This is a genomic window from Methylobacterium sp. J-070 (assembly GCF_022829385.1).
Lineage (GTDB): Bacteria > Pseudomonadota > Alphaproteobacteria > Rhizobiales > Beijerinckiaceae > Methylobacterium.
The window spans coordinates 1-12156 of record NZ_JAKSXX010000120.1; the positions used below are offsets into that span (position 1 = coordinate 1).

The following is a 12156-nucleotide window of genomic DNA, read 5'->3' on the forward strand; positions in this document are numbered from 1 at the left end:
CGTCTGGAGGAAAACGCCATGTCGTTGAAGACACTTGCCCTCGCTGCTGCGTTCACGCTCGCAGTCACGGGAGTGGCTCTCGCGCAGATGCCCGCTGGCGGAGGCAGCGCACAGAGCAACATGAACAACCCGGGCAGCGTGTAGAGCCCGTCGCAGAAGCGTATGGGCGGCCAGCGAGGCATGATGCGCATGAAGCATCACCGCCGCCACCATATGCGTCGTTCGCGCATGTGACCGAGACCTGCCCCGCGGGTTTGATACCGCGGGGCTCCTCTACGGCCAGCCTTCTATCGGGTCAGCTGATACCGCTGGCCCTTAAATGGTTTAGCGGCTCTTCTTGTAGAGCTTGCTGGCGATCTCGAAGATTTCTTCCGGCGCATAGTCGGGAGCGAAGGCGCCGTAGTTACCGTCGAGTTCCGGGATCTTGCCACCTTCAGGTGCCCCGTCCACGACTTCCAGGTTGCCCGGCGGATCACCTGGCAAGGCGACCTCATCGTTCGACCAGACGCCAGCCGCCTCTTGGTAGTCCGCCTCGCTGAACGTGTAGAGTCGCCGGTGCTTGCCCTCGTCGAGGTATTTCTGACACTCCGGGATACGCGACAGGTCGATGTTGGGCGTCGGTAGCATCTGTTCGATGGCCACGCCGGTAAGCTTCTTCAGCGCCAGGGCATAGGCGTGTGCGTGCAGCGAGCCGCGCACCAGCAGGTAGCCGCAGACCTCGCGCCCCGTCGGCTCGATCATGGTCTCGTAGACCCGCAGCTTGTGAATGCGTGCGCCGCACTCCAGGTGGAAGTTGTGCAGCAGGTCGATGATCAGGTTGCCAGTCGTGGTGACCATGTCGACGTTCCACGACTGGGCGTTCGAGTTCACCGGCGTCGCGCCGCCGCCGTTGGCCAGGAAGCTGCCGGCGAGCCGGATATCCTGCATCTCGGCAAACGGCGCCTTGGAGATGTCGACGTCCGTCTTCGGGTTGCCCGGGCCGTTGTTGAGCAGGGCGATCCCGGTCGAAACCAGCTCGACGTGTCCGATCTCCTCGGCGAAGATGCTCGACACCAGGCTGTAGAACGGCCGGAGCTTCTCCTTGTTGCGGAAGTTGAAACTCTGGAACATGTAGTTCCCGAGGGTCGACATCTCGCCGTACTTACCACCGAGCAGTTCCTGCAGGGCGGCTGCCGCGTTGGGCTCGGGCTTCTTCGGCTCCGGCAGTTCCGTGAGGAGGCGGTCGATCTTCATGAACATGCGGGTAGCTCCGTCCGCGCGAGGTGCGCCGTAGGGCTACCCTCCGCGGATGGGATCGTTCCTCCGCACTTTGCGGAGCCGCCTGGTGGGGATGGTCAAGCCGTCTACCTGGCGGCCCTGACCTACACGGGAACGTGGCTGAGCCGGTAGCTGACTAGTAGACAGCTCGTCTCGATATCCGCCGCCAGCCAGGAGCTGCTGATAAAGACTGCGAACGAAGCCGGCTACCTGCATACCCGGATAGAGTCGGTTCAAGCCAAGCGCGATGCTTGGCGGAAGGAAGCTCAGGAACTTTCTGGACGCAGCCTTCGGACGGAGTGACTGCTCCGACGCCACCTGCGTGGTCTCGAGCGCGAATGCAACTTATACGAGATTGTTTGTTAAGTTTTATCACGTTAGAATTGTACGCCGGGGCAGCGATGACGCCGCGGTCTCGTAGCCCTCCAGGGCGTTTCCTCCCAGGACTTCGGGCCGCTCCTTCGGGGGCAGCCCTCTTTCTGTCAGAGGTGATGTGCCTCGACACCCGCCCTACCGATCTCCCTCTGGAGCCCATGCCCGGGCAGCACGGCCAGGCCGACGATCCGCAGGGGCTGGCGGCGGTCCGCAAGCGGGACTGAACCATCCGCGCCCGCTTGGACTGTGATGACGCTCAATGCTCGGCCGCCGCTGAACTGCCGCAGGGCCGGGTGTTCAGCTCGGGGCGAGCCTACGTGCCGTTCGTCGCCAAGGAGGTCTACGAGCGCTTACAAGCCCTCGCTGGCGGACCTATGGATGCTAACGCGACCACCATCAGATTGGCCGCTCAAAGCCCTGGGAAGCCCGCTGACGGCAACGACCGCTGCTTCGGCGGATCAGGCCCGGCCGATCCCCGCTACCCGCGTAGCTGGGCCGGCATCGCGATCGGCAGCTTGGTGCTGATCACCGAGGGCGAGGAGGACGGCTGGTACGAGGCCGTCGTCGTCGCCTCTAAGCCCGGCGGCGAGTTTACACTGCAGTGGCGCGACTGGCCGGACCTGCCGATGCTGTTGCGCCGGCGCGATGAAATGGCGCTGCTACACCCGAACGCTGCCGCAGCGGCTGAAGCCTGACCGCGGGCAAGAGATACAGTCGGACGGCGGCTCGATTTGTGTTGCCGGCCGACGACCTACTGGGGCACGAAACGCCATGTCCGAAATGCGCCCATTGTCGCCGGTCAACGTCGCTCCGAGAGATCCCGGAAGACGTCAAGCTCTGCCGACGCTCCGTTGGTCCCGGGAGGACCAGTAGGTGCGGGCATCGCTCGCCTTCCGCAACAACCAGCCGGATATCAACGACTTGCGAATGACACTTCGCACTCTGCGGCGGGTCGAACGCGCTGGGCGCCGCGAAATTACCAGACCCGCGCCCGACCTCGTCTGGCAGTTTGCCCGAAGACATTGCACACATGGATTCCGACTCAGCGCGTCGGTGCGGTCCAGATGCCGAGTTCCGACGTGTCGATGGCGCGTGGCTTCAAACTCTCGGTGCGAAAGGTGTCTTCGATCGACTGTTGCTCGGAGAGCGCGTCGCGCGTGATCGACTCGACCTTTTAGCTGCGACGCGCGTTTGCCTGTTCTATGATGTCGGTTTCAATCTTCCAAAGCGGCGCAAGCCGCCTTGCCGCCTCGGCCGGGTTAGCCTTCACCCAGGTGTCCGCTTCGGAGAGCTTGTCGAACAGTACGCCTAGCACCGACCCGTTGTCGGCCACGTAGCTGTCGGAAGCGAGGTAGTAGCGCTTGTGGAGCGACAGGCCTTGGCCGTCCCGCACCACGCGGGACTGCGACTGACGTTGTGCCGCGCTGAGGAACGGGTCCCAGGCGACTCAAGCCTCCACGCCGCCGCTCACCAGGGCCGCGCGCCCATCGGCAGGAGTCAGATAGGCGGGTTGGATGTCGCGAAAGGCGAGGTTGACCTCCTTGAGCGCTGCCAAGAGCAGGAAATGGCTGCCAGCTCCCTTCGTGACCGCAACCCGGCGGCCCTTCAGGTCGGCCACAGTCCTTACGGCAGAGTCTTTCGGCACGAGGATCGCCTTCGCCGTCGGCGAGGGTGCCTCCTGCGCCAGGTAGCTGACCCGCGCCCCTGCCGTCTGCGCGAAGACCGGCACCGTATCGGCGACGTCGGCTGACACGTCGAGACCCTGCGCATGGTGGGCCGGAACTACGGACTGACTGGGCTGGCCTACGTCTGGCAGATCCTGATCCCGGCGGCGCTGCCGGCGATCCTGTCGGGCCTCAAGATCGGCTGGGCCTTCGCGTGCCGCACCCTGATCGCCGCCGAGCTCGTGTTCGGCGCGGCCTCCGGCAAGGGCGGCCTCGGGTGGTACATCTACCAGAACCGCAATGAGCTCTACACGGACCGGGTCTTCGCCGGCCTGCTCGTCATCATCTTGATCGGTCTCTTCGTCGAAAACATCGTTTTTGCCACCCTGGAGCGGGTGACGGTGCGTCGCTGGGGCGTCGTCCGCTGAAGGTACTTCCGCGGCCAGTCAAGCCGCACCCAGATGTGGCAGGCTAGCCCTCAGGCCCCCGCTTCCAAAGACATCGACGATGCTGCCCTGCTCGACGATCCGGCCATCCTAGAACTCGAGCACTCGATCGGCGATGTGCTGAACCACGCCCCAGTCGCAAGAGATGGACAGCAGGGTGGTGCCGAGCAGGCCCTGGAGGTCGGCCAGCAGATCCAGGATCTGTGCCTGGATGCCGATGTCCAGGGCCGACACTGGCTCGTCGCAGACGATCAGAGCGGGCTCGGCGGCCAGAGCCCGGGCGATGGCCACGTGCTGGCGCTAACCCCCGGACAGGGTGCTGGGATGCCACCCCCGAGGCCGACTTGATTGAGGAGCGCGCACTTCAGCCCGCCGGTGAGGTCTCGCCTCGCGTTCTTAACATCGGCAAATGGAAAGAAATGATCAACGCCAAATTCGCCGATCTATAGTTAGCGAACCCCTCGCGAGTCATATTTTAAGAATAATTTTCCCTCGACAATCCAACGATCGAAGACCAACATTCTTCTACAGAATAAAACGATCGACAGCTCTGAAGGTAGCGATGAGTTTTCGCTGCATGATTTGCTGCGCCGCGATTCATGCAGCAGATGACCACATTGCAATCACAGTCCGAGCGACCGCTCTCCCCAGATGCAGAAAATGATCGGCTTTCTGTCCTGAAGCAGGTATTCCTCGAGGTCGGACAACATGCATCCCTGAGGGAGCTGGAGCGCACTCATCCACTTGAGCAGCTCGATCTGCTGCGGACGGTGCGCTTCGGAGCACTACGAATAGGACGCGAAGACGGAGGGCAAAGCGCGACTTTCCGTGACCTGCTGGGATCGGTCATCGCTTTGGGCGACGCCGACCCGAACGTGGCTCACATATTCCGGAACCACTTCACTTTTGTCGAGCGTTTCGCACGCCGGCCATGCACTGATCAGGAACGCCAATGGCAGCGCTTAGTCGTCGACGGCGCGGTGGTCGGACTGGCCAACACAGAACTCGACAGTGCCACCATCGGCGGTGCTCCGATGTCCACGAAATTGACCCGTGACGGCATTGCCTACCGGTTGAATGGGCGCAAGTACTATAGCACGGGTACGCTCTACGCAGATCTTGTCCAGGTGAGAGCGTCGACGCCCGACGGCAGCCTCGCCTCCGCCATCATCCCAACCGACCGAACCGGCGTCGAACGGCTCGACGATTGGGACGGCACCGGGCAGCGCCTAACAGGTAGCGGCACCACGATCCTGACCGACGTGCGGGTGGAAGCCGACGAGGTCGTCATCGATGGTGCCGGTTCCGGGTTCGGCGTCGCCTATTCCGCCACACTTCCGCAACTGTACCTGACCGCCATCGAAGCCGGCATCTTGCGCAGCATCCTGCGGGACGCTATTGCGCTGGTCTCCGGCCGTACCCGCCCGTTCTACTATTCCCCGGACAAGCCGCCGGACGACGCGCTTCTGCAGAACGCGATAGGGGAGCTGGCCAGCTCGGCGTTCGCCGCGGAGGCGATCGTCCTCGCCGCCGCGGATGTCCTGGACCGCGTCGATGCCGTCAGAGCTGTCGGTGACGACGAAGGCGATCTGGCCGAGCGCGCTTCTCTTGCGGCCGCCCAGGCCAAGGTCGTGATCGACGACCTCGCGCTGCGCGCCGGTTCGCGGCTCTTCGACGTCGGGGGCGCCTCTGCGACCCAGAGAACGAAGAACCTCGACCGGCACTGGCGCAACGTCCGCACGCTCGCATCCCACAACCCGAAGGCGCTCAAGGCCCGCGTGATCGGAGACCATCTGGTCAATGGCATCGCATTGCCGCGCTCCGGCTTCTTCTAAGAGGCACGCGATGCATCGTCCTTTCGTATGGCTTCCGACCAGGCGCTCGCTCTTGGCCGCCGGAACCGCGGGATTGGCCGCGGCCGGTCTGTCCCGAGGCGCGCACGCAGGCGACGTCGCGAAGCCCGGCGGCACGCTTGTCGTCGTGCTCGATCCGGAGCCGGCGGGTCTGGTCGCCGGCATATCGATCTCGGCACCGGCAGTGGCTGTGTCCTCCAACATCTTCGACGGGCTTGTCGTTCTCGACGAAACCTTCACCCCTCGTCCGCAACTCGCCGAGAGCTGGGAGACATCGCAGGACGGCCTGTCGATCACCTTTCGCCTGCGGAAGGACGTTTCGTGGCACGACGGGAAGCCGTTCACGTCGGCCGACGTCCAGTACTCGCTGATCGAGGTCACCAAGAAGACGCACCCGCGCGGCAACGCCGTGTTCGCGAACCTCACGGCGGTCGAGACGCCAGATCCGCACACGGCTGTCTTCCGCTTCTCGCGCCCGTCGCCGGTGGTCTGGGCGGCGCTTGAGGGAACCGAGACCCAGATCCTGCCGCGCCACCTCTACGAAGGCACGAATCCGATCGCCAATCCCTGGACAGCGAAGCCGGTCGGGACGGGCGCGTTCGTCTTCAAGGAATGGATCCGCGGCGACAGGATCGTGCTCGAGCGCAACCCGAACTACTGGGACAAGGGGTGCCCGCTCCTGGACCGGATCGTCTTCCGCACCATCCGGGACGCCGGCTCCCGCACCGCGACCCTGGAGGCCGGCGAGGCGCAGTACGGGGCCATGAACCCGGTGTCCCTCGCCGACACCGAGCGGCTGCGCGGATCGGCCGACCTGACCGTCGAGACGCGCGGCTTCGAGGGCTCCGCCCCGATGTACTTCTTCGACTTCAACATGCGCCGGAAGCCGTTCGACGACATCCGGGTACGGCAGGCGTTCGCGCACGCCCTCGACCGCACGGCGCTCGCCCGGACGATCTGGTACGGGCTGGCCGAGCCGGCGACCGGCCCGATCCCGAGTTACCAGAAGGCCTTCTACAACCCCGATACGCCACAGTACGCGTTCGACCCGAAGAAGGCCGAGGCTCTTCTCGACGAGGCCGGCCTCAAACGTGGACCGGGCGGCGTGCGTCTGCGCATCGATCATGTGCCGTGCGCCTACGGCGACGACTACATACGGGCCGCGGAATTCTACCGGCAGGCGCTCAAACGGATCGGCGTCGAGTTGCGGGTCAGGACCTTCGACCTGCCCACCTACCTTCGCGTGATCTTCACCGACTACGACTTCGACACGCACTCCGCCTGGTACTCAGCCTACCCGGATCCGCAGATCGGCGTGCAGCGGCGGTACTGGAGCCAAGCGATCAAGAAGGGCACGCCCTCGTCCAACGCCTCCCAGGTCGCCGATCCCGATCTCGACCAGGTGATCGAGGCGATCCAGGTCGCGGGCGACCCGGCGGAGCGGCACGCGCTCATCCGCCGCTTCCAGTCCGTCGCGCAGGAGAAGCTGCCGTCCATCAACCTGCTCGAACTCAAGTTCTTCCGCGTGTACGCGAAGAACCTCGACGGCATCAGCTTCGCGCCGTTCGGCGGCTACCAGTCGTTCAAGACCGTCTCGACGAGCGTCTGACCGTGTCGAAGCCGCCTCCCGTCGCCGGCACGAGCCGCGCCCTCCGCTACCTTGGCCTGCGGTGCCTGCAGGCAGTACCGACGGTGATCGCGATCGCCGTCCTCAACTTCTTCTTCCTCCGCTTGGCCCCGGGCGATCTCGTGGACACGATGGCGGGCGAGGCCGGTGCCGCGACGCCGGAATACATGGCGATGCTGCGCCAGCTCTACGGCCTCGATCAGCCGGTCTGGACGCAGTTCCTCCACTACCTGTCGCGGCTCGCACATCTGGATCTGGGCTACTCCTTCCGGAACTCGACGACCGTTCTAGACCTCATCCTCTCGCGCCTACCGAACACGGCGCTGCTGATGCTCTCGAGCCTCGCCGTGGCCCTCGTCGGGGGCGTGGCGCTCGGCACGATCGGCGCACGGTGGCGCGGCCGCTGGCCGGACGCCCTGATCTCCGCGATCTCGACGGTCGGCTTCGCGACGCCGCTGTTCTGGATCGGCCTGATGCTGATCGTCCTGTTCTCGGTCCATCTCCGCTGGCTTCCGGCCGGCGGCATGACCGACGTCGAGGCGGGCCGGACCGGGCTGCCGTATCTGCTCGACGTCGCGCGGCATCTGGTGCTGCCGGTCTTCAGCCTCGCGGTCTTCTACGTCGCGATCTACGCGCGAATGACCCGCTCGGCGGTGCTGGAGGTGCGCGATCTCGACTTCGTCCGGACCGCACGCGCGAAGGGGCTGGCTCCCCGCAAGGTCATGGCGCGTCACGTCCTGCGGAACGCGCTCCTGCCGATCGTGACGATGACCGGGCTCCAGTTCGGCACGCTCCTGTCCGGATCGGTGGTGATCGAGACCGTGTTCGCATGGCCCGGGATGGGGCGGCTCGCCTTCGACGCCGTATTTCAAAGGGACCTCAACCTGCTCCTGGGCGTGCTGCTGTTCTCGTCCTGCCTCGTCGTCGTCTCCAATCTCTGCACCGACCTGCTGTACTCGGTGCTCGATCCGAGGATCGAGGTCCGATGACCGTGGTTCTGCTTACCAAGGCCACGCGGGTCGCGACCCTCCTGTCCGGTCGCAAACGCGCCAAGTGGCCATCGTCCAGTTTCCTCCGACGTCTCCTCCGCAACCGGTCGGCCACGTTCGGCGGCGCGGTGCTGATCGCCGCGGCGCTGGCAGCGGTCTTTGCGGGGGCGATCTTCGACGCCGACCCGCTCGACATGGTCGGGCGCCCGTACACGTGGCCGTTCACCGACAGGCTCCACCCGCTCGGCACGGACATGCTCGGTCGGGACATACTCGTCGGGCTGGTCTACGCCGCCCGCGTCTCGCTCGCGATCGGGTTCGCGGCTGCCGCATTGTCCACGATCCTCGGCGTGTCGCTGGGCGTGCTGGCCGGCTACTTCGGGGGCTGGACTGACGGCCTGATCTCCCGGCTCACCGAAGTCTTCCAGACCATGCCGCCCCTGATCCTCGCGGTGGTCGTCGTGACGGTTCTGTCGCCAAGCGTCGGCTCGATCGCCTGCGGCATCGGCATCGCATCCTGGCCGCAGATCGCCCGGATCGTCAGAGCCGAGACGCTGCGCCTCCGGGACAGCGAGTTCGTCCAGGCCGCGGTGTCGGTCGGTGAAGGGCATCTGCGCATCGTGGCCGGCCACATCCTGCCGAACGCGTTGCCCCAGATCGTCGTGACCGGCTCCATCCTGGTGGCCTCCGCCATCCTGACCGAGGCGGCGCTGGCCTTTCTCGGGCTCGGGGATCCAAACGAGATCTCCTGGGGGAGCATGATCGGCGCCGGGCGCGAGGCCATGCGGACGGCCTGGTACATGACCGCGCTTCCAGGCCTCGCCATCACGGCCGTCGTGCTTTCGCTGAACCTCCTCGCCGACGGTCTCAACGACGTCCTCAATCCGCGTGCCGGGAACGTCTGAACGCGGACCCCGGTCCGCGCCACTCGAAGGAGAGTGTCCATGAGCGCCGTCACCCTCCATTCTGTTTCGAGCGCGGGGCTCGAAGACGTCGGCGTCCGTGCCCGGTCGCCGGCGGATTTCCCCGACAGCCCGCTTGCCCGGGTCCTGAGGCAGCCGTTCCTGCTGGGTCTCTTCCTGCCCATCCAGAACGGAGGATGGTCGCCCTCGACGCTGCCGCGCACGACCGATTGGAGCTTCGACTACAACGTCGCGCTGACGCGCAAGGCCGAGGAACTCGGTTTCGACCTCGTCTTCGGTCTCGCGCAATGGATCGGCAAGGGCGGGTACGGCGGGGAGTTGCGCTATCGCGAGACCACGCTCGATCCATTCGTCACGGTGGCCGCCCTCAGTTCGGTCACCTCCAGGATCCTCCTGATCTCGACGATCCACATCCTGTACGGTCCCTGGCACCCGCTGCATCTGGCGAAGTTCGCCGCCAGCCTCGACCACATCTCGAAGGGTCGGTTCGGCCTCAACGTCGTCACCGGGTACGCGCCGCGCGAACCGAGGATGTTCGGCATGACGCAGATCGAGCACGACGAGCGCTACACGCGTTCGGCCGAGTTTGCCGGCATGCTGGAGCGGCTCTGGGGCGCGTCCGAGAACGTGACGGTCGACGGTCGCTATTGGCGGCTGGAAGAGGCCTACGTGACGCCGAAGCCGGCCTACGGACGACCGATCCTGGTCAACGCCACCGGCTCGCCGGCCGGCTTCGCCTACGCGGCGGCCCATTCCGACCTCGCCTTCGTGACGAGCCCGGCCGGCGCCGACATCGACGCCGCCATTCCAGCATTGCCCGATCATATTGGTGCGCTCAAGGCCCAGGCGCGGGCGGTCGGCCGCGAGATCCGGACGATCATCAACCCGATGATCGTCTGCCGTCCGACCGAGAAAGAGGCGCGGGACTATCACGCCGCCATCCTCGCGCACGCCGACGCCGATGCCGTGCGGAACTTCGTTGCCCATCACGCGGCCGGCGACAGCCGCGCCTGGACCAATCATCGGGCCGACCACCGCGTTCTCGGCGGCAACGTGCAGATCATCGGATCGCCCGAGCAGGTCGTCGAGAAGCTCGTCGCCCTCAAGGCGACCGGGATCGACGGCGCGCAGCTCACCTTCTTCGACTTCGCCCCTGACCTCGCATTCTTCGGCGAGGCCGTGCTGCCACTCTTGAAACAGGCCGGGCTGCGCCTCTGACTTCGGTCCGCCGCCGACCGACCAGACTCATTCCGACGCGTGGGAGCCTCGCATGGATGAACGGATCGACGCCTTCGATGCATGCCCGTCCGCAAGAGGAGACGGCGCCGCGCCTTCGGGCGCGGTGCCCCGACTCAGCCCGCAGGAGGTCAAGGCGGCCATCCGCGACGGGCGGGAACTCGCGCTACTCGACGTACGCGACGAAGGCGTGTTCGCGCGTGCGCACCTCCTCTTCGCCGCTCCAGCACCGCTCTCCCGCCTTGAACTGGTCGTCGACCGGCTTGTCCCGAGACGCTCGGCCCGGATCATCCTGACGGACGAGGGCGAGGATCTCGTCCACCGGGCGGCCGGGAAGCTCGCAGGCTGGGGATATCGGGATGTGTCGGTGCTGCGCGGTGGCATCGCGGCATGGCGGGATGCGGGCTACGAGCTGTTCTCGGGCGTCCACGTTCCCAGCAAGGCCTTCGGTGAGATCGTCGAGCACGAGCTCGGTACGCCGCGTCTGGAGGCCCAGGACATCCAGGCGCTGCGCGAGCAGGGGATGGAGCTCGTCGTCCTGGACAGCCGCCCGATCGAGGAGTTCCGGGTCATGTCCATCCCGGGCGGCCTGGACTGCCCGGGTGCCGAGCTGGTTCACCGCGTGAACGAGGTCGTCCGTTCCCCCGACACTCTGGTCGTCGTCAACTGCGCGGGCCGCACCCGTTCGATCATAGGCGCGCAGTCGCTGATTAATGCGGGCGTCCGCAACCGCGTGGTGGCGCTCAAGGACGGCACCATGGGCTGGCACCTCGCCGGCCTTCCCTTGGCCCATGGCGAAACGCGCGTCGCGCCTCCGCCCTCGGCCGGAGCGCTCGCCCGGTCCCAGACCCAAGCGCAGGCCTTTGCGACGCGGGCCGGCGTTACGACCATCACTCATGCCGATCTCGCGCGGTTCCGGGACGAAGCCGATCGGCGCTCTCTGTTCGTGCTCGACGTCCGCAGCCCGGAGGAATACGCCTCCGGCCATCTGCCCGGCTCGCGCTCGGCACCTGGCGGGCAGCTCGTCCAGTCGACCGATTTGTACGTCGGTACCTTGAATGCCCGCATCGTCCTTGTCGACCGGGAGGGCGTCCGCGCTCCCATGACGGCGTCCTGGCTGGTGCAGCTGGGCTGGCCGGAAGTCCACGTTCTCGACGGCCTGGGAACCGGAGAACTCGAAATCGGACCGGAGCCCCTGCGCGTGCAGCCCGGGCGTGGTACGGACCCGGCCTTGGTGGACCCGCACACGCTGCACGATCTCCTGGGCCGGGACGCCGCCGTCGTGATCGACGTCGACAACAGTCTTCAATTTCGGAAGCGCCACATCCCCGGCGCGTGGTTCGCGACCCGCCGCCGGTTCTCCGAACTTCTCGGGAGGGTGCCGGCCGACGCCGCGATCGTCCTCGTGTCGCGCGACGGTGTGCTCGCGACCTTGGCAGCGGAGGACCTCGCCGACTCAGGTCGCCAGGTTCGGGTCCTGCTCGGCGGTACGGCGGCCTGGATAGCCGCGGAGCTGCCGCTGGAGGAAGGGTCGGAGGACCGCGTGATCGGGATCGGCGAGGACGTCTGGTACAAGCCCTACGATTGGACGACGGACCAGGAGGCGCACATGCGCGAGTACCTGTCCTGGGAGGTCGGTCTCGTCGGGCAGATCGAACGCGACGGGGATGCCCGGTTCAGGATCGTGCATCCGGACGACGACGTCGGTCGAGCCGCCTGACGCTCCGCGCCGGACGATCGTCCCGGCATCGACCGTACCGCCCGCGACGGGCGTATTTCCACTGGA

General features: G+C 66.1%; 10 protein-coding genes and 2 pseudogenes. 8 read left to right on the top strand and 4 right to left on the bottom strand.

Features of this window, described 5'->3' with window-relative positions; translation table 11 throughout:
* Positions 1-324: 324 nt before the first annotated feature.
* Positions 325-1239 carry a manganese catalase family protein gene (locus tag MKL01_RS09705; RefSeq protein WP_243905010.1) on the bottom strand — a complete coding sequence of 305 codons (915 nt, stop codon included), beginning with the start codon at positions 1237-1239 and terminating at the stop codon, positions 325-327.
* Positions 1240-1949: 710 nt separating this feature from the next.
* On the opposite strand from MKL01_RS09705, the gene MKL01_RS09710 reads away from it, so the two are divergent.
* Positions 1950-2327, top strand: a complete 378-nt coding sequence (locus MKL01_RS09710; protein WP_243905011.1) for a hypothetical protein — start codon at positions 1950-1952, stop codon at positions 2325-2327.
* Between the two features lie 479 nt (positions 2328-2806).
* Here the strand turns inward: MKL01_RS09710 and MKL01_RS09715 are convergent, their stop codons facing one another.
* Together MKL01_RS09715 and MKL01_RS09720 are read right to left on the bottom strand one after the other, a co-directional pair.
* Entirely contained in the window at positions 2807-3028 is a 222-nt protein-coding gene (locus tag MKL01_RS09715; RefSeq protein WP_243905012.1) for a hypothetical protein, read from the bottom strand.
* 51 nt (positions 3029-3079) lie between these two features.
* On the bottom strand, positions 3080-3385 hold the full coding sequence (locus MKL01_RS09720; RefSeq protein ID WP_243905013.1) for an ABC transporter substrate-binding protein: 306 nt from the start codon (positions 3383-3385) through the stop codon (positions 3080-3082).
* 3 nt (positions 3386-3388) lie between these two features.
* Here MKL01_RS09720 and MKL01_RS09725 point away from each other — a divergent pair.
* Positions 3389-3724, top strand: a pseudogene (locus tag MKL01_RS09725) (ABC transporter permease); the annotation flags it as partial.
* A 111-nt stretch (positions 3725-3835) separates the two neighbouring features.
* Here the strand turns inward: MKL01_RS09725 and MKL01_RS09730 are convergent.
* Positions 3836-4069, bottom strand: a pseudogene (locus MKL01_RS09730) (ATP-binding cassette domain-containing protein); the annotation flags it as partial.
* Positions 4070-4341: 272 nt separating this feature from the next.
* Between MKL01_RS09730 and MKL01_RS09735 the strand changes: the two are divergent.
* The 6 genes from MKL01_RS09735 to MKL01_RS09760 are packed head-to-tail and all read left to right on the top strand — an operon-like array spanning position 4342 to position 12090.
* A complete protein-coding gene (locus MKL01_RS09735; protein WP_243905014.1) occupies positions 4342-5577 on the top strand; it encodes an acyl-CoA dehydrogenase in 1236 nt (411 codons plus the stop codon).
* 52 nt (positions 5578-5629) lie between these two features.
* Positions 5630-7204 (top strand): ABC transporter substrate-binding protein, encoded by a 1575-nt coding sequence (locus tag MKL01_RS09740; RefSeq protein ID WP_243905015.1) that lies wholly within the window; start codon positions 5630-5632, stop codon positions 7202-7204.
* Positions 7205-7206: 2 nt separating this feature from the next.
* On the top strand, positions 7207-8211 hold the full coding sequence (locus tag MKL01_RS09745) for an ABC transporter permease (RefSeq protein ID WP_313901448.1): 1005 nt from the start codon (positions 7207-7209) through the stop codon (positions 8209-8211).
* Complete coding sequence (locus MKL01_RS09750; protein WP_243905016.1) at positions 8208-9116, top strand: ABC transporter permease; 909 nt, start codon at positions 8208-8210, stop codon at positions 9114-9116. The genes MKL01_RS09745 and MKL01_RS09750 overlap by 4 nt, the downstream gene beginning before the upstream one ends.
* 39 nt (positions 9117-9155) lie before the next feature.
* A complete protein-coding gene (locus MKL01_RS09755; RefSeq protein ID WP_243905017.1) occupies positions 9156-10352 on the top strand; it encodes an LLM class flavin-dependent oxidoreductase in 1197 nt (398 codons plus the stop codon).
* A 52-nt stretch (positions 10353-10404) separates the two neighbouring features.
* On the top strand, positions 10405-12090 hold the full coding sequence (locus MKL01_RS09760) for a rhodanese-like domain-containing protein (RefSeq protein WP_243905018.1): 1686 nt from the start codon (positions 10405-10407) through the stop codon (positions 12088-12090).
* Positions 12091-12156: the final 66 nt, after the last annotated feature.

What these genes read in the sequence shown, in the direction of transcription:
- MKL01_RS09760 (WP_243905018.1), top strand. Translation starts at nt 10,405, where the DNA reads ATGGATGAACGGATCGACGCCTTCGATGCATGCCCGTCCGCAAGAGGA.
- MKL01_RS09750 (WP_243905016.1), top strand. Translation starts at nt 8,208, where the DNA reads ATGACCGTGGTTCTGCTTACCAAGGCCACGCGGGTCGCGACCCTCCTG.
- MKL01_RS09755 (WP_243905017.1), top strand. Translation starts at nt 9,156, where the DNA reads ATGAGCGCCGTCACCCTCCATTCTGTTTCGAGCGCGGGGCTCGAAGAC.
- MKL01_RS09705 (WP_243905010.1), bottom strand. Translation starts at nt 1,239, where the DNA reads ATGTTCATGAAGATCGACCGCCTCCTCACGGAACTGCCGGAGCCGAAG.
- MKL01_RS09735 (WP_243905014.1), top strand. Translation starts at nt 4,342, where the DNA reads ATGCAGCAGATGACCACATTGCAATCACAGTCCGAGCGACCGCTCTCC.